The organism is Variovorax sp. OV329, assembly GCF_900114785.1.
Taxonomy (GTDB): domain Bacteria; phylum Pseudomonadota; class Gammaproteobacteria; order Burkholderiales; family Burkholderiaceae_C; genus Variovorax.
The window spans coordinates 292,000-312,977 of the sequence record NZ_FOUG01000003.1; the positions used below are offsets into that span (position 1 = coordinate 292,000).

The window sequence follows — 20,978 nt, forward strand, 5'->3', positions numbered from 1 at the left end:
AACACACATGAACGCCATCGTCGACAACAAGACTTCCTCGCCGCTCCAGCGCATCCGCGCCGACGTGCAGGGCATGCATGCCTACGCGGTGCAGGACTCGCGCGGCATGGTCAAGCTGGACGCCATGGAAAATCCCTTCGGCCTGCCGCCCGAGCTGCAGGCGGAGCTGGGCAAGCGCCTGGGCGCAGTCGCCATCAACCGCTACCCGGGCGAGCGCGTGGCCGAGCTGCAGCGCGCGCTGGCAAGCTACGCCGGCCTGCCGCAGGGCTACGGGCTGATGCTGGGCAACGGCTCGGACGAACTCATCTCGCTGCTGGCCATGGGCTGCGACCTGCCGGGCGCCAGCATCCTGGCGCCCGTGCCGGGCTTCGTGATGTACGCCATGAGCGCGCAGTTGCAGGGCCTGGAATTCGTGGGCGTGCCGCTGACCGCCGACTTCGAGCTGGACGAGGCCGCCATGCTGGCCGCCATTGCGCAGAAGCGCCCGGCCATCGTGTACCTGGCCTATCCGAACAACCCCACCGCCAATCTCTGGGACGACGCCGTCATCGAGCGGATCGTCCAGGCCCAGGGCGAGCAGGGCGGCCTGGTCGTGATGGACGAGGCCTACCAGCCCTTCGCCGCGCGCAGCTACATCGACCGCATCACCCGCCACGGCCACGTGCTGCTGATGCGTACCCTCAGCAAGTTCGGCCTGGCCGGCGCCCGCCTGGGCTACCTGATGGGTCCCGCGGCGATCATCGGCGAGATCGACAAGCTGCGCCCGCCCTACAACATCAGCGTGCTCAACTGCGAGTGCGCGCTGTTCGCGCTGGAACATGCCGAGGTGTTCGCCGGGCAGGCCCGCCAGATCCGTGAGCAGCGCGAGTGGATCATCGAGGCGCTGGCCAGCTTGCCCGGCGTGAAAAGCTGGCCCAGCCAGGCCAACATGATCCTGATCCGCGTGCCCGATGCCAGCAAGGCCTTCGAGGGCATGAAGTCCCGCGGTGTGCTGGTGAAGAACATTTCTAAAATGCACCCATTGCTGGCCAATTGCCTGCGCCTCACGGTCGGAACGCCCGACGAGAACAAGCAGATGCTGGCAGCCCTCGAACAATCGCTATGAACACCCCCACGGCTCCCGAAGCAGTCACCAGCGTCGCCACGGCCGGCGCGCGCACGGCCGAGGTCGAGCGCAACACCGCCGAGACGAAGATCAAGGTCCGCGTGAACCTGGACGGCACCGGCAAGGCGCAGCTGTCCACCGGCATCGGCTTCTTCGACCACATGCTTGACCAGATCGCCCGCCACGGGCTGATCGACCTGGTCATCGACTGCCAGGGCGACCTGCACATCGACGGCCACCACACGGTGGAAGACGTTGGTATTACTTTGGGCCAAGCCGTGGCCAAGGCCGTGGGCGACAAGAAGGGCATCCGCCGCTACGGACATGCCTACGTGCCGCTGGATGAAGCCCTGTCGCGCGTGGTCATCGATTTCTCGGGCCGCCCGGGCCTGGTGATGGACGTGCCCTTCACCAGTGGCATGATCGGCACCTTCGACAGCCAGCTCACCTACGAGTTCTTCCAGGGCTTCGTGAACCACGCCTTCGTCACGCTGCACATCGACAACCTCAAGGGCGTCAATGCGCACCACCAGTGCGAGACCGTCTTCAAGGCCTTCGCGCGGGCGCTGCGTGGCGCGCTCGAGCTCGACCCCCGTTCGGCGGGCGTCATTCCTTCCACCAAGGGATCGCTGTAGTCCTTTCTCGCCTTCCCCTGATGTTCCAGACTTTCGCTAGCAGCACGCATGGCTAATACCGTCGCGGTCGTCGATTACGGCATGGGCAACCTGCGCTCCGTGTCGCAAGCCGTCCAGCACGCCGCCGACGAGGTCGGCGTGCAGGTCTTCGTCACCTCCGACCCGCAGGTGGTGCGCGATGCCACCCGCGTGGTGCTGCCGGGGCAGGGTGCCATGCCCGACTGCATGCGCGAACTGCGCGAGTCGGGCCTGCTCGAATCCGTGCTCGAGGCGGCGGCCAGCAAGCCGCTCTTCGGCGTTTGCGTGGGCATGCAGATGCTGCTTTCCCACAGCGACGAAGGGGGCACCGACGGGCTCGGCCTCATCCCCGGTCGCGTGGTGAAGTTCGAGCTGGAAGGCCGCCTGCAGCCCGACGGCAGCCGCTTCAAGGTGCCGCAGATGGGCTGGAACCAGGTGCAGCAGGCGCAGCCGCATGCCCTGTGGGCAAAGGTGCCCGACCAGGCCTGGTTCTATTTCGTGCACAGCTTCTACGCCCGGCCGACGGATGCGCGCCACAGTGTGGGCGAGGCCGACTACGGGGATCGCTTTACCGCCGCCGTGGCCCGCGATAATATTTTTGCAACCCAGTTCCACCCAGAAAAAAGTGCGGACTTCGGGTTGCAGCTCTATCGAAACTTTCTCCACTGGAACCCCTGAGCTCCCCACCCGGGAGCCTTTTCCTTGCCTGCCATGCTGTTGATTCCCGCAATCGATCTCAAAGACGGCCGCTGCGTTCGCCTCAAACAGGGCGACATGGACCAATCCACCATCTTCAGCGAAGACCCGGCGGCCATGGCACGCAAATGGGCCGACGCCGGCGCGCGGCGCCTGCACCTGGTCGACCTGAACGGCGCCTTTGCCGGCAAGCCGCAGAACCACGCGGCCATCAAGGCCATCCTGCGCGAAGTGGGCGATGACATCCCGGTGCAGCTGGGTGGCGGCATCCGCGACCTGGACACCATCGAGCGCTACATCGACGACGGCCTGCGCTACGTCATCATCGGCACCGCCGCGGTCAAGAACCCGGGCTTCCTCAAGGATGCCTGCAGCGCCTTCGGCGGCCACATCATCGTCGGCCTGGACGCCAAGGACGGCAAGGTCGCCACGGACGGCTGGAGCAAGCTCACCGGCCACGAAGTCGCCGACCTGGGCAAGAAGTTCGAGGACTACGGCGTCGAGTCCATCATCTACACCGACATCGGCCGCGACGGCATGCTCTCGGGCATCAACATCGAGGCGACGGTGAAGCTGGCGCAGGCGCTCACCATTCCGGTGATTGCATCGGGCGGCCTGGCGGGCATCGCCGACATCGAGCAGCTCTGCGCGGTCGAGAAGGACGGCGTGGAAGGCGTGATCTGCGGGCGCGCCATCTACACGGGTGATCTCGACTTCACCTCGGCGCAGGCGCGCGCCGACCAGCTCGCGGCCTGATCTTTCCGGCTGGCCTACTCGGCCGGCTTCACCGCCATCGCCTCGATGATGCTGGTGAGCTGCGCGCTCATCGGCAGATCGATGCTTTCGCCATTGGGCAGCTTGCGCAGGAACCAGCGCTTGTACTGGCGCTCCATCTCGCCGTCCTCGGCCAGGATCTGGAAGGCGTCCTTCACCACCTTGGCCAACTGCGGATCGTTCTTGCGGAACATGATGCCGTAGGGGTCGTAGGACAGCTCGTCCCCCAGCACCGTGAATTCGCTTTTCGCGCCGCGCTGCGCGATCAGGCCGGCGAGCAGCACGTCGTCGGTGGCGAAGGCATCGGCCTGGCCCTTGGCCACCATCTCGAAGGACTGCGAATGCTCGGGCGACACGATGATGGCCATGCCCAGCTTGAAGCGCGCATCCAGGTCGCGCAGCGCCTTTTCGTTGGTGGTGCCGGCCGTCACCACCACCTTCTTGCCCGCCAGGTCGCGGAAGGAGGTGACGGGCGAGCCCTTCCTGACCATGAGCCGCGTGCCCGAGACGAAGATGGTGGGCGAGAAGGCCACGCGCTTCTGGCGTTCCAGGTTGCTGGTGGTCGAGCCGCACTCCAGGTCGACCTGCCCGCTTTCCACCGCGTCGATGCGCGAGGCCGCTGTGACGGGCACCCAGCGCATCGTCAGGCTCTTGTTGATCGCGTCCTCGATCGAGGCCACCAAGGCCCTGCACAGCTCCACCGAGTAGCCGATGGGCTCCTTGCGCGGCGAGAGGAAGGAGAAGGGCACGGAGGACTCGCGGTAGCCGAGCGTGACGGTGCCGCTGTTGCGCAGCTTTGCCAGCGTGCCCGACAGCTGGGCGGGCGCGGATGACACGGTCGGTGCGGTCGCATCTTGTGCCCGCCCCGCGGACGCCGCCAGCAGCAGCGCGACCGTCACGAACGCGACCCGGCTTACGCGGCCGGCCAACGGTGGATGCGCCTGAACCTTCATGCCTGCACCTGTTCAACCGTGCGCCGGCTGTGCCAGCGTTGCGGCCGCTTCCTTGTCCAGCTGCCGCGCGTTGGCATCGGCTTCGCTTTCGGGCAGCAGCTCGCCTTCCCACTTGGCGACCACCGCGGTGGCGATGGAGTTGCCCACCGCGTTGGTGGCCGAGCGGCCCATGTCCAGGAAGGTGTCCACGCCCAGGATCAGCAGCAGGCCCGCCTCGGGGATGTTGAACTGGTTGAGCGTGGCCGCAATCACCACCAGCGAGGCGCGCGGCACGCCGGCCATGCCCTTGGAGGTGAGCATGAGGATCAGCAGCATGGTGATCTGCGTGCCGATCGACAGCTCGATGCCGTAGGCCTGCGCGATGAAGAGCACGGCGAAGGTGCAATACATCATCGAGCCGTCCAGGTTGAAGGAGTAGCCCATGGGCATCACGAAGCTGGAGATCTTGCGCTTGACGCCGAAGCGGTCCAGCGCGTCCAGGATCTTCGGATAGGCCGCCTCCGAGCTGGCCGTGGCGAAGGAAAGCAGGAAGGCCTCCTTGATGAGCACCAGCAGCTTGAACACGCGCCGCCCCAGGAATGCGAAGCCGGCCAGCACCAGCAGGCCCCACAGCAGGAACAGGCTCAGGTAGAAGTCGCCCATGAACACGGCGAACTTCAGCAGGATGCCCAGGCCGTTCACCGCCACCGTGGCGGCCATGGCGGCCAGCACGGCCAGGGGCGCCAGCTTCATCACGTAGCCGGTGATCTTGAGCATGGCGTGCGAGAGCTCGTCGATGGCGCTGATGAGCGTGCGGGCCTTCTCGCCCAGCGAGGCCAGGGCCACGCCGAAGAACATCGAGAACACGACGATCTGCAGGATCTCGTTGTTGGCCATGGACTCGGCGAAGGACCGGGGCACCAGGTGGCTGACGAAGTCCTTCAGCGTGAACTTGGAGGTGGCCAGGTTCGCCGAGCTGCCGATGTCGGGCAGCGGCAGGCCCAGGTTGTGGCCGGGCTGCAGCAGGTTGGCCATGATCATGCCCAGGATCAGCGAAACCAGCGAAGCCGTGATGAACCACCCCAGCGCCTTGCCGAACACGCGGCCCACCGAGGCCGCGTCGCCCATGTGCGCAATGCCCACCACCAGCGTGGAGAACACCAGCGGGCCGATCAGCATCTTGATCAGCCGCAGGAACACGTCGGAGAACAGCGAGATGTAGCCGGCGATCTGGGCCGCGACCTTGGGGTCGGGAAAGCTGATGTTGACCAGATGGCCCAGGATGATCCCGATCACCATGGCGATCAGGATCCAGCCCGCGGGTGGCAGCTTCTTCATGAGTCGATTCCTCGTCGAGTTGCTTCTTTTCGAGCCTGCGCGCCGCGCCTGGCCGGCGGGCCACCGCATTTCATGCCATTTTTCAGCCGGCCGCAATGGCGAGCCGCGCATCCATAGAATCGAGGCATGTCGATCCAAGCCCTTGAATTCCGCGGCCTGCCGGCGCTTCGCCTGGCGCTGCCGGAAGGCGACGCCGTGGTGGTGGCGCTGCATGGCGCGCAGGTGCTGTCCTGGACCAGCGGCGGCGCCGAGCGGCTTTACCTGAGCCCGCAGGCGCTGATGGACGGGCACAGCGCCATCCGCGGCGGCGTGCCCATCTGCTTTCCCCAGTTCAACCAGCGCGGGTTGCTGCCCAAGCACGGCTTCGTGCGCAACCTGGCCTGGCAGCCAGAGAAAGGCCGCGAACCGGCGCCCAACGAGCTGGCGCTGGTGCTGCACGACGGCGACGCCACCCGCGCCGTCTGGCCCCATGCCTTCCGCGCCGAACTGCGGGTGGCGCTCAAGCCGCGCAGCCTGCGCATGAGCTTCACCGTCGACAACACCGGCTCCGCCCCCTGGGCCTTCGCCGCCGCGCTGCACACCTACCTGCGCGTGGACGAGATCGCCGATGTGCGACTGGAGGGGCTGCAGGGCGCCAACCGCTGGGACGCGGTGCGCGACGACCGGCACGTGGAGATGGCGCCGGCCCTGCGCTTCGACAGCGAGTTCGACAGCGTCTACGCCGCGCCCGCCCACGGCCTGCGCCTGGTGCAGCCATCCGGCACGCTGGGCATCACGCAAAGCGCCAGCTGCACCGAGACCGTGGTGTGGAACCCCGGTGCGCAACTGAGCGCCAAGCTGGCCGACCTGCCCGACGACGGCTATCGCCACATGCTGTGCGTGGAAGCCGCCCGCATCGACGAGCCGGTGCAACTGCAGGGCGGCGCCCAGTGGAAGTGCTGGCAAGAACTCAGCCTCGCCTGAACCCGATTTCCTTCAACTCATCATGCTTGCCAAGCGAATCATTCCCTGCCTGGACGTCACCGGTGGCCGTGTCGTCAAGGGCGTCAACTTCGTCGAACTGCGCGACGCCGGCGATCCGGTCGAGATCGCGGCCCGCTACAACGGGCAGGGCGCGGACGAACTCACCTTCCTGGACATCACCGCCACCAGCGACGGCCGCGACCTGATCCTGCCGATCATCGAGGCGGTGGCCTCGCAGGTCTTCATTCCCCTCACCGTGGGCGGCGGCGTGCGCACCGTGGCCGACGTGCGGCGGCTGCTCAACGCGGGGGCCGACAAGACCAGCTTCAATTCGGCGGCCATTGCCGACCCGCAGGTCATCTCCGATGCCTCGGCCAAGTACGGCGCGCAGTGCATCGTGGTGGCCATCGACGCCAAGCGCCGCAAGACCGAGGATGAACAGCGCCCCGGCGCCGACGGCCAGCCCGTGGGCCCCGGCTGGGACGTCTACAGCCACGGTGGGCGCAAGAACACCGGCCTGGATGCGGTGAAATGGGCGGTGGAGATGGCGCGGCGCGGCGCCGGCGAGATCCTGCTCACCAGCATGGACCGCGACGGCACCAAGAGCGGCTTCGACCTGGCCTTGACCCGCGCCGTGAGCGACGCGGTCAGCGTGCCGGTGATCGCCTCCGGCGGCGTGGGCAACTTGGACCACCTGGCCGACGGCGTGCAGCAGGGCGGGGCGGATGCGGTGCTGGCCGCCAGCATCTTCCACTACGGCGAATACACCGTCGGCCAGGCCAAGGAATGCATGGCCGGCCGCGGCATTCCGATCCGCCGGTGAAATCCCCGCGGCGGGCCGTGGCGCCCGCGGATGGGACAATGGCGCCATGACCTGGCTCGATGATGTGAAGTGGGACGCGAACGGCCTGGTGCCGGTGATCGCGCAGGAAGCGGGCAGCGGCGACGTGCTGATGTTCGCCTGGATGAACCGCGAGGCCCTGGCCAAGACGGCCGAGCTCGGCCGCGCCGTGTACTTCAGCCGCTCGCGGAGCAAGCTGTGGTTCAAGGGCGAGGAATCGGGCCACGTGCAGACGGTGCACGAGATCCGCATCGACTGCGACAACGACGTGGTGCTGCTCAAGGTGACCCAGCTGGGCCACGAGCCCGGCATCGCCTGCCACACCGGCCGCCACAGCTGCTTCTTCAGCAAGTACGAGAATGGCCAGTGGGTCGCGACCGAGCCGGTCCTCAAAGACCCCGAAAGCATCTACAAGTAATCAAGCATCGAATGAGCAGCAACGATTCCCTGGCCCGCCTGGCCGCCGTCATCGAAAGCCGCCTGCCCGCGCAGGGCGGCGACCCCGACAAGAGCTATGTCGCCCGCCTGCTGCACAAGGGCCCCGACGCCTTCCTCAAGAAGATCGGCGAGGAAGCCACCGAGGTGGTCATGGCCGCCAAGGACGCGGACCACGGCGGCGACCGCCAGAAGGTGGTCAACGAGGTGGCCGACCTGTGGTTCCACAGCATGATCGCGCTGGCCCACTACGGCCTGGCGCCGGCCGACGTGCTGGCCGAGCTGGAGCGCCGCGCCGGCACCAGCGGCATCGAGGAAAAGGCCCTGCGCAAGGCGCAGAACCGCGAAGCTTCCAACGACTGACACCGAGGAGGACGCCCACCATGGCCAACGAGATCGTTCCCGTGCCCGCCGACGGATCCCTCAAGACCTGGGGCTGGGTGAGCTACGTGATGCACCTGGTGGTGGCCGTGGGTGCGGTGCTGCCGGGCGCGCAGGCTTCCATCGCGCTGCTGCTGGTGGCGCTGGTGATCGACCTGGTCAAGCGCGACGACGCGGCCGGCACCTGGCAGGCCTCGCACTTCAGCTGGCGCATCCGTTCGGTGCTGTGGGCGGGCGTGGCCTACGTGCTGACTTCGCCGCTGTGGCTGCTGTTTCTCGTCCCCGGCTGGATCGCCTGGGGCATCGTCTCGCTCTGGTTTCTCTACCGCATCGTCAAGGGGATGGTGCGCATGAATGCCGGCCAACCCATGGAGCCCGCCAATGTCGTCTGACCCGAACTGCATCTTCTGCAAGATCATCGAGGGCAAGATTCCCTCGAAGAAGGTCTACGAAGACGAGGAACTTTTCGGCTTCCACGACATCGCTCCCTGGGCACCGGTTCACTTCATGCTCGTGCCCAAGCGCCATATTCCGTCCATGGCCCAGCTGACGCCGGAGGATTCGGCGCTCATGGGCAGGATCATGACCCTGGCGCCCAGGCTGGCTTTGGAGAACGGCTGCCGTCCCTATCCGGAGGGCGGCTTCCGTGTCGTGGTCAATACCGGTGCGGAAGGCGGCCAGGAAGTGCAACATCTCCATGTTCATGTCATGGGCGGTCCACGCCCCTGGGCGCGGGGCTGACATCTTCCCCCGTCTAAAATTGCAGCAAATCTTCAGGAGCTTTCCATGGGTTCGTTTTCTATCTGGCACTGGCTCATCGTGCTGCTCATCGTCGTCATGGTGTTCGGCACCAAGAAACTCAAGAACATGGGCTCCGACCTGGGCGGCGCCGTGAAGGGTTTCAAGGACGGCATGAAGGACGGTTCGGGTTCCGCGACCGACCCGGCTGCCACGCCGACCCAGCAGGTGACTTCGTCCACCGCTGCCGACAAGCCGACCATCGACGTCGAAGCGCGTCAGAAGTCCTGATTTCCAGGCTGACGCGCACGTGCTCGAACTCGGCATTTCCAAGCTGGCGCTGATCGGCGCGGTGGCGCTGGTCGTCATCGGCCCGGAAAGACTGCCACGCGTCGCCCGCACCGTCGGCACCTTGCTGGGCAAGGCGCAGCGCTACGTCAACGACGTCAAGGCCGAGGTCAACCGGTCGATGGAGTTGGACGAGCTGCGCAAGATGAAGGACACCGTCGAGAGCGCTGCCCGCGACGTGGAACAGAACATCCGCACCGGCGCCGAAGAGGTGCAGCACAACCTCGAGGGCACCGACACCTCCGCCGGCGTGCCCTTCACGCCGCTGGAGACGCCCGAGAGCTATCCGCAGTACAAGCATCCACGCAAGAACTGGCGCCTGAAGCAGGGCGCCACGCCCCAGTGGTACAAGGCGCGCAACGGCGTGCGCACCAAGGCGCTTTCCGGCGCCGCGCGGGTGGCCCGCTACCGTCCCCACAAGATCAACTAGCAACCCAGCGCGCGCCGCGCACGTCCAACTTCGCGTCCCGACGCGTTCCGGATACCGGCCGACCCACGACCCATGGCTGATTCCGACAAGAACAAAGACGACGAACTCGCCGGCACCGAGCAGCCTTTCGTCGCGCACCTCATGGAGCTGCGCGACCGGCTGCTCTACTGCGTCTACGGCCTGGCGGTGGCGGGCGTGCTGCTTTCCATCTGGCCCGGGCCGGCCGGGCTGATCGACCTGATCGCAGTGCCCATCAAGGCGCACATGCCGCCCGACGCCAAGCTGATCGCCGTGGGCGTGTTCTCTCCCTTCTTCGTGCCGCTGAAGGTGCTCCTGATGGCCGCGGTGCTGCTGGCGCTGCCCTGGCTCATGTACCAGGCCTGGATGTTCGTGGCACCCGGCCTGTACAGCCACGAGAAGCGCTTCGCGCTGCCGCTGATCTTCTTCGGCAGCTTCCTGGCCTACGCCGGCATCGCCTTCGTGCAGTTCTTCGTGCTGGACAAGATGTTCGGCTTCATCCAGCGCTTCACGCCGGCGAGCGTGGCGGCCACGCCGGACATCGCGTCCTATGTGGAGTCCATCCTTTCGCTCTACATCGCCTTCGGAGTGGCCTTCCAGGTGCCCATCGTGGTGATGCTGCTGGTGCGCTTCGAAATGGTCACGGTGGAGAAGCTGCGCAGCTTCCGCGGCTACTTCGTCGTGGCTGCCTTCGTCGTCGCCGCGGTGCTGACGCCGCCGGACGTGATCTCGCAGCTGGCGCTGGCGGTGCCCATGTGCATTCTTTACGAGGTGGGCATCGTCGCAGCGCAGTACTTCGTGAGGATCTCGAAGGCGCCCGAGGAAGAGGGCGAGGCCTCCGAGAAGGCCGACTCGGCCTGACGCCAACCGGGAAAAACGAAAGGGCCTCCACGGGCCCTTTTCTCATTCCTTCTCGGGGGCGCGCCTCAGCGGCGCCTTGGGTCGCAGGCCCGCGGTCACATCGAGCTCCATCCGGTCGCCGCCGCGCTGCAGCGAAAAGCGGGTGGCGGCGCCAGGCTTCAGGCCGGCCACCGCGGTCAGCAGCTCCTGCACGTTGTCGATCTTGTTCTCGCCCACGTTGGTGATCACGTCGCCCGGCCGGATGCCGGCGCGCGCCGCCGGTCCGTTCTGCAGCACGCCGGTGATGATCACGCCGCTCTTGGCCTTGACGCCGAAGGTCTCGGCCAACTCGGGCGAGAGGTCGTTGGGCTCCACGCCGATCCAGCCGCGCGTGACCTTGCCTTCCTTCACGATGTCCTCCAGCACCTGCTTGGCGGTGGAGACCGGGATGGCGAAGCCGATGCCCATGCTGCCGCCCGAGCGCGAGTAGATCGCGGTGTTGATGCCTTCCAGGTTGCCGTTGCCGTCCACCAGCGCGCCGCCGGAGTTGCCCGGGTTGATGGCGGCATCGGTCTGGATGAAGTTCTCGAAGGTGTTGATGCCCAGCTGGTTGCGGCCCAGCGCCGAGACGATGCCGCTGGTCACCGTCTGGCCCACGCCGAAGGGATTGCCGATGGCCAGCACCTGGTCACCCACCTGCAGCGTGTCGGAATTGCCCAGAACGATCGTGGGCAGCTTGTCCAGGTCGATCTTGAGCACCGCCAGGTCGGTGTCGGGGTCGGTGCCGATCACCTTGGCCTGGGCTTGCCGGCTGTCGTTCAGGGTCACCGCGATCTCGTCGGCACCTTCCACCACGTGGTTGTTGGTGAGGATGTAGCCCTCGGGGCTGACGATCACGCCGCTGCCCAGGCCCACCTGCGGCTGGTCGTCCTGGTCGCCGAAGAAAAAGCGGAACCAGGGGTCGTTGCTGCGCGGATGGCGCGGCGCCGCCTTGCTGGTGTTGATGCTCACGACGGCCGGTGCCGCGCGCTTCGCGGCGGCGCTGAGGCTGCCGGGCGCGACCGCCTGCGGCCCGGCCACCGGCGCCTCGATCACCGAGACCACGCCGCCCAGGCTGGTCGGCCGCTGGCGGATCCACTCGGGCTTGAGGGTGGCGATCACGAAATAGCCCGCCAGGAAGACCGTGACGGTCTGGGAAAAGAGCAGCCAGAAACGCTTCATTTGAGATGGAGGAGGTGAGGGCGAGGATTGTCCCTCAGCCTGCATGCCCGGAAATCCCGACGCGAGGGTCGAGAATGTGGGCACTCGCCAGCACGACCAAGGGATAACCCTTAGCATTTCGTTTGTGGCCCCACCCAGGCTGCGCTTTCCGGCCTGGCGAGGCGACTACCCGTCATCTTCGGCCCGGCACTCCGCCCGACGCGCCTGATCCCTCCCCGCACCCGGAGGGGCGGCAGCAGCGTGGCCCCGAGATCGACCGACACGCCATGACCACCCCAGCCCCCACCCTCACGTCGCCGGCGCCGCAGCGCCTGCTGAATTCGCGCGACTACAAGACCCTGGCGCTTTCCGCGCTCGGCGGCACGCTCGAGTTCTACGACTTCGTCATCTACGTCTTCTTCGCCACGGTGCTGGGGGGCCTGTTCTTCCCGGCCGACATGCCCGACTGGCTGCGCCAGCTGCAGACCTTCGGCATCTTCGCCGCCGGCTACCTCGCCCGTCCCCTCGGCGGCATCGTGATTGCGCACTTCGGCGACAAGCTGGGCCGCAAGCGCATGTTCAGCCTGAGCATCTTCCTGATGGCCGTGCCCACCCTGGTGATCGGCCTGCTGCCCACCTACGCCGCGATCGGCGTGGCGGCGCCGTTGCTGCTGCTGGCCATGCGCGTGCTTCAGGGTGCGGCCATCGGTGGCGAGATGCCGGGTGCCTGGGTCTTCGTGGGCGAGCACGTGCCGGCGCGGCGCTACGGCCTGGGCGTGGGCACGCTCACCGCGGGCATCACCGGCGGCATCCTGCTGGGCTCGTTGGTGGCGGTGGCCATCAACACCCACTACTCGGCGGCCGACATCCACGACTGGGCCTGGCGCGCGCCCTTCATCCTGGGCGGCGTATTCGGCCTGGTGTCGGTGTACCTGCGGCGCTTTCTGCACGAGACGCCGGTGTTCAAGGAACTGGCGCAGCGCCGCAGCCAGGACGCCGAGCTGCCCCTGAAGACCGTGCTGCGCGAGCATCGCCTGGCCTGCGTCTACGTGGCGCTGCAGACCTGGGTGCTGTCGGCCGCCATCGTCGTGGTGGTGCTCTACACGCCCACCTACTTGCAGAAGGTGCACCACGTGCCAGCCGCGCTGGCGCTGCAGGCCAACTGCCTGGCCACCCTGACCCTGACGCTGGGCTGCGTGCTCGTGGGCTGGGCCAGCGACCGCTTCGGCACGCGTGCGGTGATGCTGGTGGGGTGGACGGGCCTGTTCGCAAGCTCCTACCTCTTCTACACGAGCCTGCCGTCGGCCCCGTCGACGCTGGTGTGGCAGTACGGCCTGGTGGGCCTGTTCGTGGGCACCATCGCGACCGTGCCGATCGCCGGTGTGCGCGCCTTCCCGGCGGCGGTGCGGTTCTCGGGGCTGTCCTTCGCCTACAACATGTCCTATGCGGTCTTCGGCGGCCTGACGCCGGTGATCCTCACCCTGTGGCTGCAGCGGGATCCGCTGGCGCCGGCGCACTATGTAGGCGCGCTGGCCATCCTGGGCGTGCTGCTCGCGCTGATGCCGCTGGCCCGGCGTGGGCATGGGATGCGAGACGGCGCGGCGAGGGCGACAATGGTGCGATGAGCACCACGCGCCACGAACTCCTCACCGCCTTCGACCTGCTGCTCGCACCCGAGCGCTTCAAGGACTACGGACCCAACGGCCTGCAGGTGGAGGGCCGCACCACCATCCGCAAGATCGTCTCCGGCGTGACGGCCAGCCGCGCGTTGATCGAGGCGGCGATCCACGCCGATGCGGACGCCATCTTCGTGCACCACGGCCTGTTCTGGCGCGGGCAGGACGGCCGGGTCACCGGCTGGATGCGCCAGCGCCTGGGGCTGCTGCTGGGCGACGACGTCAATCTCTTCGCCTACCACTTGCCGCTGGATGCGCACCCTGAGCTGGGTAACAACGCGCAACTCGGCTTGCAGCTGGGTCTGGTGGCGCACGCCGGCTCGGCCGGCCGCTTCGGCGAACAGGAGATCGGCTTTCTGGGCGCGCCTGAAGACGGTGCTACCTTTACCAGCGGCAAGAAGCTGGCCGCGCACGTGGAGCGTGTGCTCAAGCGGCCGGTCACCTTGATCGAAGGTCAGCGCCCGATCAAGAACGTCGCCTGGTGCACCGGCGGTGCACAGGGCTATTTCGAAGCCGCCATCGCGGCCGGCGCCGATGCCTTCATCACCGGCGAGATCTCCGAGCCGCAGGCGCACTACGCGCGCGAGACCGGCGTGAGCTTTCTGGCTTGCGGGCACCATGCCACCGAGCGCTATGGCGCGCCGGCCGTCGCGGCGCACGTCGCCGCGCAACTGGGCCTGGCGCACGAATTCATCGACATCGACAACCCCGCGTGACGGCATCCGATTCCAAGGGTCTGCGCATGCCGCTGGCCATTACCATGGGCGATCCCGCCGGGATCGGCCCTGAAATCGTCGTCAAGGCCTTCCGCGAACAGGCGGATCTGACGCGCGGTGCCTTCGTGGCCGGCGACGTCGGCTGCATGCGGCGCGCTGCTGCCCTGCTGGCCCGGCCAGGCGAGCCGGCGATGCCTGTCGCGGTCCTCGACGCTCCCTCGGAGGCCCTGGACGCACCGCCGGGCAGCGTGCCCGTGTTGCAGGTGGTGGATGCGATGCCCGAACTGGTGCTTGGCCAGGTCAGCGCGGCCGCGGGCCGTGCGGCGGGCGATGCGGTCACGTGGGCCGCGCGCGCGGCGCTGGCGGGCGAGGTGTCGGCCATCGTCACCGCACCGCTGCACAAGGAGGCGCTCTCCGCCGCGGGCTTCGACTTTCCGGGGCACACCGAGCTCCTGCAGCACGAGGCCGCGCGCCACCTGGGTCGTCCGGTGGAGCAGGTGCCGGTGCGCATGTTGCTGGCCAACGACGAGCTTCGCACCGTGCTGGTCAGCATCCATGTCTCCTTGCGCCAGGCCATCGAGGCGGTGAGCTTCGATGGCGTGCTGCAGACGCTGCGCATCACGCATGAGGCGCTGTCCAGGGCCATCGGTCACGCGCCGCGCATCGCGGTGGCGGGGCTCAATCCGCACGCGGGGGAGGGCGGGCTCTTCGGTTCCGAGGAGCAGGCGGTCATCGTGCCCGCCATCGAGGCGGCGCTCGCCGAAGGCATCGTCTGTAGTGGCCCCTACGCGCCCGACACCGTCTTCATGCGCGCCCGCAAGGGCGAGTTCGATGCGGTGATCGCGATGTACCACGACCAGGGACTGATCCCGGTGAAGTACCTCGGGGTGGAAAAGGGCGTGAACGTCACCTTGGGGCTGCCGCTGGTGCGCACCAGTCCCGACCATGGCACCGCCTTCGACCTGGCGGGCACCGGCAGGGCCGATGCCGCCAGCCTGATCGAGGCGATCCGCGTCGCGCGCTCGCTGCTCAGGCCCGCTTGAGGCTGTCGCGGATCTCGCGCAGCAGCGCGACTTCTTCCGGCGGCGCCGGCGGCGCCGGCGGCTGCGCATTGCGCAAGCGGTTGATCTGCTTGACCATCAGGAAGATCACGAAGGCCAGGATCACGAAGTTGACGGCGATGGTGATGAAGTTGCCATAGGCCAGCACCGGTACGCCGGCCTTCTTCAGGTCCGCGAGGTTGTTGGCCACGCCCGCCGGTATCGTCCCGAGCACCACATACATGTTGGAGAAGTCCAGCTTGCCGAACACCAGGCCCACGATGGGCATGATGATGTCGCTCACCAGCGAATCAACGATCTTGCCGAAGGCCCCGCCGATGATCACGCCGACCGCCAGGTCGACCACATTGCCCTTGACCGCGAACTCCCGAAACTCGCTGATGAAGCTCATGTAGTTCCCCGCTGCCTGTTGTTGATGGAGGCACGCAGTATAGGGAGGCGTGGGCGCAACACAGGGTGCAAACCCGCCCCGTCTTCGCGTTGAGTTCGCCATTTACGCTCCGCTACAATGATTCGTTGACCCCTGCAAGCACCCCAACGAAGAAGATTGAGGACCCCATAAATGAGTGAGACCACCGTCGGCCAGCCCCGGGTCGACAGCAGCAAAAGGACCTGGTTGATCGCATCCAGTTGTGCCGGTGTGGTGGGCGGCGCAGCAGTCGCCGTCCCATTCGTGAGTACGTTCCAGCCTTCCGAGAAGGCCAAGGCTGCGGGGGCACCGGTCGAGGTGGACATCAGCGGCCTCAAGTCCGGCGAGAAGATGACCGTCGAATGGCGCGGCAAGCCGGTCTGGATCCTCAAGCGCACCCCAGAGCAGGTCGCCGAGCTTCCCAAGCTCGACCCTCAGCTGGCCGATCCGCTGTCCAAGCGCAATCCCGACGAATTCACCCCCAAGTACGCGCAGAACGAGCACCGCTCGATCAAGCCCGAACTGCTGGTGGTGGTGGGCATCTGCACCCACCTGGGCTGCTCGCCCATCGACAGGTTCCAGACCGGGCCGCAGCCATCGCTGCCCGACAACTGGGAGGGCGGCTTCCTCTGCCCCTGCCACGGCTCGACCTTCGACCTGGCCGGCCGGGTCTTCAAGAACAAGCCCGCGCCCGACAATCTTCCTGTTCCACCGCACATGTATCTTTCCGACACGCGCCTTCTGATCGGCGACGACAAGAAGGCCTGAGGAAAAGAACATGGCAGAACTCAAGGAAATCTCCCCCAACGCGGCGTACAGCGAGAAGCTTCTGAACTGGGTGGACAACCGCTTCCCCCTCAGCAAGCTCTACAACGACCACTTGGGCGACTACTACGCGCCGAAGAACTTCAACTTCTGGTACATCTTCGGCTCGCTGGCCCTGCTGGTGCTGGTGATCCAGATCGTCACCGGCATCTTCCTGGTGATGCACTACAAGCCCGACGCGAACCTGGCGTTTGCATCGGTCGAGTACATCATGCGGGACGTGCCCTGGGGCTGGCTGATCCGCTACATGCACTCCACGGGCGCGTCCGCCTTCTTCGTGGTGGTGTACCTGCACATGTTCCGCGGCCTGCTCTACGGCAGCTACCGCAAGCCGCGCGAGCTGGTGTGGGTCTTCGGCTGCGCGATCTTCCTGTGCCTGATGGCCGAGGCCTTCATGGGCTACCTGCTGCCCTGGGGCCAGATGAGCTACTGGGGCGCCCAGGTGATCGTCAACCTGTTCGCGGCCATCCCCTTCGTCGGCCCGGACCTGGCCCTGTTGATCCGCGGCGACTACGTGGTGAGCGACGCCACCCTGAACCGCTTCTTCAGCTTCCACGTCATCGCCGTGCCGCTGGTGCTGCTGGGCCTGGTGGTGGCGCACATCATCGCGCTGCACGAAGTGGGCTCCAACAACCCCGACGGCATCGAGATCAAGAGCAAGCTGGACGACAAGGGCCATCCCCTGGACGGCATTCCCTTCCACCCCTACTACACGGTGCACGACATCCTGGGCGTGGTGGTGTTCCTGCTGATCTTCTCGGCGGTGATCTTCTTCGCACCCGAGGCCGGCGGCTACTTCCTGGAGTACAACAACTTCATCCCGGCCGACTCGCTCAAGACGCCCAACCACATCGCGCCGGTCTGGTACTTCACGCCCTTCTATTCGATGCTGCGCGCCATCACCAGCGAGATGATGTATGCGCTGATCGCCTGCGTGATCGCAGGTGCCGTGTTCGGCGTGTGGAAGACGCGCCTGATCACCCCGATCAAGGCCGTCATCGTGATCGTCGCCGTGGCGGTTGCCGCCGCCATGCTGTCGATCGACGCCAAGTTCTGGGGCGTGATCGTGATGGGCGGCGCCGTGATCATCCTGTTCTTCCTGCCCTGGCTGGACCACAGCCCGGTGAAGTCGATCCGCTACCGCCCGAGCTGGCACAAGTGGGTCTACGGCGTGTTCGTCGTCAACTTCGTCGTGCTGGCCTACCTGGGTGTGCAGCCGCCGTCGCCCACGGGCGAGCGTGTCTCGCAGGTCGGCACCCTGTTCTATTTCGGATTCTTCCTGCTGATGCCCTGGTGGAGCCGGCTTGGCGAATTCAAGCAGCCGCCTGAACGCGTGACCTACGCCCACTGAGCAGGAGACAACAAGAAAATGAAGAAGATCATCCTCACGCTGATCGCCGCCCTGGGTATCGCGGCGGGTGCCCATGCCGCGGAAGGCGGCATCGTCTGGGACAAGGCGCCCAACAAGACGACCGACATGGCCTCGCTGCAGAACGGCGCCAAGCTCTTCGTCAACTACTGCCTCAACTGCCACTCGGCCGCCTTCATGCGTTACAACCGCCTGCAGGACATCGGCATCAGCGAGCAGCAGATCAAGGACAACCTGCTGTTCACCACCGACAAGGTGGGCGAGACCATGCAGGCCAACATCAATGCGCGCCAGGCCAAGGAGTGGTTCGGCACCGTCCCGCCCGACCTCACGCTGGTGGCGCGCTCGCGTGCCGGCCACGGCGGCACGGGCCCGGATTACCTCTACACCTACCTGCGTACTTTCTACCGCGACGAGAGCAAGGCCACGGGATGGGATAATCTGGCTTTCCCGAGCGTGGCCATGCCCAACGTCCTGTGGGAACTGCAGGGCGAGCGCCGCCCGGTCTACAAGGAAGTCGAGCAGCACGGGCACAAGGTGCGCGTGGTGTCCGGCTTCGAGCAGATCACTCCCGGCAGCATGACGCCCACGCAGTTCGATCAGGCCATTGGCGATCTGGTCAACTACATGCAGTGGATGGCCGAACCGGCGCAGAACACGCGGATCCGGGTCGGCGTCTGGGTGCTGCTGTTCCTGGCGCTGGCCTTTGTTTTCGTGTGGCGCTTGAACGCCGCCTATTGGAAAGACGTCAAGTAGTTCCAGATGCACAGGGGGTGGCCAGCCGCCCCTCGGTCCCGCAGAGTGGGTTGCCAGAACGCAACCCACTCTTTTTGATTTTTAGGAGTCTCTCGCCATGATGGTGCTTTATTCAGGAACCACCTGCCCCTTTTCCCACCGCTGCCGCTTCGTGCTGTTTGAAAAGGGCATGGACTTCGAGATCCGCGACGTCGATCTCTACAACAAGCCCGAAGACATCAGCGTGATGAATCCCTACGGCCAGGTGCCCATCCTGGTCGAGCGCGACCTCATCCTGTACGAGTCGAACATCATCAACGAGTACATCGACGAGCGCTTCCCGCATCCGCAGCTGATGCCCGGCGACCCGGTGGACCGCGCCCGCGTGCGCCTGTTCCTGCTCAATTTCGAGAAGGAGCTCTTCGTGCACGTCTCCACGCTGGAGAACCGCACCGCCAAGGGCAACGAGAAGGCGCTGGAAAAGGCCCGCTCGCACATCCGCGACCGCCTCACGCAGCTGGCCCCGGTGTTCCTGAAGAACAAGTACATGCTGGGCGACAACTTCTCCATGCTCGACGTCGCCATCGCCCCGCTGCTGTGGCGCCTGGACTACTACGGCATCGACCTGAGCAAGAACGCCGCGCCGCTGCTGAAGTACGCCGAGCGCATCTTCTCGCGCCCCGCCTACATCGAGGCATTGACCCCGTCCGAGAAGGTGATGCGCAAGTAAGCTGTAGAGTTGCGATCAGGCAACATTTGCAGCACGAGTACCGATGATCAGCGCGATCGAATCCTCTTCCACCCGCCCGTACCTCATCCGGGCCCTGTACGAATGGTGCACCGACAACGGCTTCACGCCCTACATCGCGGTGCAGGTCGACGATGGCGTGCAGGTGCCGCGCGAGTATGTGAAGAACGGCGAGATCGTGCTGAACATCAGCTTCGATGCCACCAGTTCGCTCAAGCTGGGCAATGACTTCATCGAGTTCAAGGCCCGCTTCGCCGGCAGCGCGCGCGAGATCATCGTGCCCGTGGGCCGCGTGATCGCCATCTACGCGCGCGAAAACGGCCAGGGCATGGCCTTCCCGGCACCTGCTGCCGGCAGCCAGGCGTCCACGCCGGCGCCTGTGCCGGTAGTTCCAGTGACGTCTTCGGGCGCCAAGAGCACGTCGCGGCAAACAGCCGAGACGGATCCGGCGCGCGTCGTGCACCTGGTCACCGGCGATGCCGAGGCCGGCGCAGCGACGCCAGTGGCTTCCGGCCCCGCCGGCGACGACGAACCGCCCAAGCCCCCGGCCAGCAGCGGTGGCGCGCGGCCCTCGCTCAAGCGGGTCAAGTAGGCCCCATTTCGCCGGCAGTGCGGCGCCCGGAGCCCTCCGGAAGCGCTCGCGCAAGGCGACTTGCGCGCCGCGACGGTTTTCGCCGACCGCATCGTCGTTGACGTGTTCGTTGGGAGCGAGGTATGTGTTTGGTGCCGAGTGTCCGAATCGAACGGACGACCTACCGCTTACCGTACCACTTCGGCTTTCGCCGCCAGTTGTTCGTGGTCTGGACTATCCCTTGACCATAGCGAAGGCGCTTTAGGTCCCCCCCGTCTAGTCTCTACACCTTCCCTTGCAAGGGCTTGGCTCGGGATCAGCTTGGCCTGGATAAGGGGCTTTAGCCTTCCCCGAATTTGAGGGGTTCTGCACCCGCCGTTTCCAACGGGGCACTCGCATCTGACGATTCAAGGCGGTTGCTCTACCAACTGAGCTAACCCGGCACTCGGGCAAGAGTATACCTAGCCGTCGTTGCTGCTGCCCCTCGGCGTCGAGGCCGTCATCCTGCCGACCGACCGCCGCCCGCAAGCCCCATCACAACAGTGGATTTCGCGGTAACGCAGGTGCCTCGCGGGCTGCCGACCTGCCGACTTCGTCTCGACGAAGCTCCATCCTGCTGCGCAAGGACCCGGGCGCACGAATGTTTCAAAAGCGCCAAAGCGGCATTGTCGCGTTGCAGCTTTTTCAAGATCGCGGCGGCTCCTAGAGTGCAGTCGTCGTCCAGTGCGACGCTTCGCAACTTCCAAGGAGTCAACATGCATCCGCTTCGAGAACTACGGGAATCCGGCAAGGCCACGGCCGAGCAGGTCGGCAAGCTGCTCGCCGACAACGTGGTGTTCAACAGTCCCATCCTCGTGCGCCCGATCGCGGGACGCGAGCACGTCGCCGCGATCTTTGCCCAGTCGAGCGCCACCCGCGGCGACGGCAGCTACACGGCCGAATTCAAGCTCGACGAGCGCACCACCTTCCTGCGCTGGGTGGGCACGGTCAACGGCCGAAAGCTGGAAAGCCTGGAGGTCATCGTGGACGACGAGCAGGGCCTGATCGTGGAACGCACGATCGCCCTGCGTCCGTACCCGGCGCTCAAGCTCTTCCGCGACGCCATGTATTCGTCGCTCAAGGACAAGCTGCCGCCCGATGTCTGGGAATACCCGGACTCGGGCGCCGCAGCCTGAA

26 protein-coding genes are annotated in these 20,978 nt (G+C 66.3%); 22 read left to right on the top strand and 4 right to left on the bottom strand.

From position 1 onward, the window contains the following. Window positions 1–7 precede the first annotated feature (7 nt). Genes hisC through hisA form a run of 4 tightly spaced genes read left to right on the top strand, consistent with a single transcriptional unit; the run spans window position 8 to window position 3,210 of the window. Window positions 8–1,105: a histidinol-phosphate transaminase gene (gene hisC, locus BM345_RS06495; protein WP_093376832.1), complete on the top strand. Its 1,098-nt coding sequence runs from the start codon at window positions 8–10 to the stop codon at window positions 1,103–1,105. After that, window positions 1,102–1,740, top strand: a complete 639-nt coding sequence (gene hisB / locus BM345_RS06500; RefSeq protein ID WP_093376835.1) for an imidazoleglycerol-phosphate dehydratase HisB — start codon at window positions 1,102–1,104, stop codon at window positions 1,738–1,740. The genes hisC and hisB overlap by 4 nt, the downstream gene beginning before the upstream one ends. Before the next feature lie 48 nt (window positions 1,741–1,788). After that, window positions 1,789–2,436 (top strand): imidazole glycerol phosphate synthase subunit HisH, encoded by a 648-nt coding sequence (hisH, locus tag BM345_RS06505; RefSeq protein WP_093376837.1) that lies wholly within the window; start codon window positions 1,789–1,791, stop codon window positions 2,434–2,436. 33 nt (window positions 2,437–2,469) lie between these two features. Beyond that, entirely contained in the window at window positions 2,470–3,210 is a 741-nt protein-coding gene (gene hisA, locus BM345_RS06510) for a 1-(5-phosphoribosyl)-5-[(5-phosphoribosylamino)methylideneamino]imidazole-4-carboxamide isomerase (protein ID WP_093376840.1), read from the top strand. Window positions 3,211–3,224: 14 nt separating this feature from the next. Here hisA and BM345_RS06515 read toward each other — a convergent pair whose 3' ends face one another. Both BM345_RS06515 and BM345_RS06520 read right to left on the bottom strand, forming a co-directional pair. Beyond that, window positions 3,225–4,181, bottom strand: a complete 957-nt coding sequence (locus BM345_RS06515; RefSeq protein ID WP_093376842.1) for an amino acid ABC transporter substrate-binding protein — start codon at window positions 4,179–4,181, stop codon at window positions 3,225–3,227. A gap of 12 nt (window positions 4,182–4,193) precedes the next feature. Continuing rightward, window positions 4,194–5,498 (bottom strand): dicarboxylate/amino acid:cation symporter, encoded by a 1,305-nt coding sequence (locus BM345_RS06520; protein WP_093376845.1) that lies wholly within the window; start codon window positions 5,496–5,498, stop codon window positions 4,194–4,196. 126 nt (window positions 5,499–5,624) lie between these two features. Between BM345_RS06520 and BM345_RS06525 the strand changes: the two genes are divergently transcribed. From BM345_RS06525 to tatC, 9 genes are all read left to right on the top strand, one after another. Further along, window positions 5,625–6,461, top strand: a complete 837-nt coding sequence (locus BM345_RS06525) for a D-hexose-6-phosphate mutarotase (protein ID WP_093376847.1) — start codon at window positions 5,625–5,627, stop codon at window positions 6,459–6,461. Window positions 6,462–6,483: 22 nt separating this feature from the next. Then, window positions 6,484–7,284: an imidazole glycerol phosphate synthase subunit HisF gene (gene hisF / locus BM345_RS06530; RefSeq protein ID WP_093376849.1), complete on the top strand. Its 801-nt coding sequence runs from the start codon at window positions 6,484–6,486 to the stop codon at window positions 7,282–7,284. 46 nt (window positions 7,285–7,330) lie between these two features. Beyond that, complete coding sequence (gene hisI / locus BM345_RS06535; protein ID WP_093376852.1) at window positions 7,331–7,720, top strand: phosphoribosyl-AMP cyclohydrolase; 390 nt, start codon at window positions 7,331–7,333, stop codon at window positions 7,718–7,720. Continuing rightward, the gene (locus tag BM345_RS06540; protein WP_139237475.1) at window positions 7,720–8,100 is read left to right on the top strand and encodes a phosphoribosyl-ATP diphosphatase; all 381 of its coding nucleotides are present in this window, start codon (window positions 7,720–7,722) and stop codon (window positions 8,098–8,100) included. Before hisI ends, BM345_RS06540 begins: the two co-directional genes overlap by 1 nt. A 20-nt stretch (window positions 8,101–8,120) precedes the next feature. After that, window positions 8,121–8,510 carry a DUF4870 family protein gene (locus BM345_RS06545; protein ID WP_093376857.1) on the top strand — a complete coding sequence of 130 codons (390 nt, stop codon included), beginning with the start codon at window positions 8,121–8,123 and terminating at the stop codon, window positions 8,508–8,510. Continuing rightward, window positions 8,500–8,859 carry a histidine triad nucleotide-binding protein gene (locus BM345_RS06550; protein ID WP_093376859.1) on the top strand — a complete coding sequence of 120 codons (360 nt, stop codon included), beginning with the start codon at window positions 8,500–8,502 and terminating at the stop codon, window positions 8,857–8,859. The genes BM345_RS06545 and BM345_RS06550 overlap by 11 nt, the downstream gene beginning before the upstream one ends. Before the next feature lie 45 nt (window positions 8,860–8,904). Beyond that, entirely contained in the window at window positions 8,905–9,147 is a 243-nt protein-coding gene (gene tatA, locus BM345_RS06555; protein ID WP_093376861.1) for a Sec-independent protein translocase subunit TatA, read from the top strand. Between the two features lie 19 nt (window positions 9,148–9,166). Then, the gene (tatB, locus tag BM345_RS06560) at window positions 9,167–9,634 is read left to right on the top strand and encodes a Sec-independent protein translocase protein TatB (protein WP_093376864.1); all 468 of its coding nucleotides are present in this window, start codon (window positions 9,167–9,169) and stop codon (window positions 9,632–9,634) included. Window positions 9,635–9,706: 72 nt separating this feature from the next. Next, a complete protein-coding gene (gene tatC / locus BM345_RS06565) occupies window positions 9,707–10,513 on the top strand; it encodes a twin-arginine translocase subunit TatC (RefSeq protein ID WP_093376867.1) in 807 nt (268 codons plus the stop codon). 42 nt (window positions 10,514–10,555) lie between these two features. Here the strand turns inward: tatC and BM345_RS06570 are convergent, their stop codons facing one another. After that, window positions 10,556–11,713: a S1C family serine protease gene (locus BM345_RS06570; protein ID WP_093376869.1), complete on the bottom strand. Its 1,158-nt coding sequence runs from the start codon at window positions 11,711–11,713 to the stop codon at window positions 10,556–10,558. A gap of 266 nt (window positions 11,714–11,979) precedes the next feature. Between BM345_RS06570 and BM345_RS06575 the strand changes: the two genes are divergently transcribed. The 3 genes from BM345_RS06575 to pdxA are packed head-to-tail and all read left to right on the top strand — an operon-like array spanning window position 11,980 to window position 15,127. Further along, window positions 11,980–13,317: an MFS transporter gene (locus BM345_RS06575; RefSeq protein ID WP_093376872.1), complete on the top strand. Its 1,338-nt coding sequence runs from the start codon at window positions 11,980–11,982 to the stop codon at window positions 13,315–13,317. Continuing rightward, the gene (locus tag BM345_RS06580; RefSeq protein WP_093376875.1) at window positions 13,314–14,084 is read left to right on the top strand and encodes a Nif3-like dinuclear metal center hexameric protein; all 771 of its coding nucleotides are present in this window, start codon (window positions 13,314–13,316) and stop codon (window positions 14,082–14,084) included. The genes BM345_RS06575 and BM345_RS06580 overlap by 4 nt, the downstream gene beginning before the upstream one ends. Window positions 14,085–14,110: 26 nt before the next feature. Further along, window positions 14,111–15,127, top strand: a complete 1,017-nt coding sequence (gene pdxA, locus BM345_RS06585) for a 4-hydroxythreonine-4-phosphate dehydrogenase PdxA (protein WP_093377346.1) — start codon at window positions 14,111–14,113, stop codon at window positions 15,125–15,127. Here the strand turns inward: pdxA and mscL are convergent. After that, window positions 15,114–15,536 (bottom strand): large conductance mechanosensitive channel protein MscL, encoded by a 423-nt coding sequence (mscL, locus tag BM345_RS06590; protein ID WP_093376879.1) that lies wholly within the window; start codon window positions 15,534–15,536, stop codon window positions 15,114–15,116. The genes pdxA and mscL overlap by 14 nt on opposite strands. 171 nt (window positions 15,537–15,707) lie before the next feature. Here mscL and petA point away from each other — a divergent pair, with 171 nt between their 5' ends. The 6 genes from petA to BM345_RS06620 all read left to right on the top strand — a co-directional run bounded on the left by petA (window position 15,708) and on the right by BM345_RS06620 (window position 20,977). Beyond that, window positions 15,708–16,322 carry a ubiquinol-cytochrome c reductase iron-sulfur subunit gene (gene petA, locus BM345_RS06595; protein WP_093376881.1) on the top strand — a complete coding sequence of 205 codons (615 nt, stop codon included), beginning with the start codon at window positions 15,708–15,710 and terminating at the stop codon, window positions 16,320–16,322. A gap of 10 nt (window positions 16,323–16,332) precedes the next feature. Next, the gene (locus BM345_RS06600; protein WP_093376884.1) at window positions 16,333–17,730 is read left to right on the top strand and encodes a cytochrome b; all 1,398 of its coding nucleotides are present in this window, start codon (window positions 16,333–16,335) and stop codon (window positions 17,728–17,730) included. Between the two features lie 18 nt (window positions 17,731–17,748). Next, window positions 17,749–18,504, top strand: coding sequence for a cytochrome c1 (locus BM345_RS06605; RefSeq protein WP_093376887.1), 756 nt, complete (start codon window positions 17,749–17,751; stop codon window positions 18,502–18,504). A 97-nt stretch (window positions 18,505–18,601) separates the two neighbouring features. After that, a complete protein-coding gene (locus BM345_RS06610; RefSeq protein ID WP_057596959.1) occupies window positions 18,602–19,213 on the top strand; it encodes a glutathione S-transferase N-terminal domain-containing protein in 612 nt (203 codons plus the stop codon). Between the two features lie 43 nt (window positions 19,214–19,256). Continuing rightward, a complete protein-coding gene (locus tag BM345_RS06615; protein WP_093376889.1) occupies window positions 19,257–19,823 on the top strand; it encodes a ClpXP protease specificity-enhancing factor in 567 nt (188 codons plus the stop codon). Between the two features lie 734 nt (window positions 19,824–20,557). Then, window positions 20,558–20,977 (top strand): hypothetical protein, encoded by a 420-nt coding sequence (locus BM345_RS06620; protein ID WP_093376892.1) that lies wholly within the window; start codon window positions 20,558–20,560, stop codon window positions 20,975–20,977. The last annotated feature ends 1 nt before the right edge of the window (window position 20,978 follow it).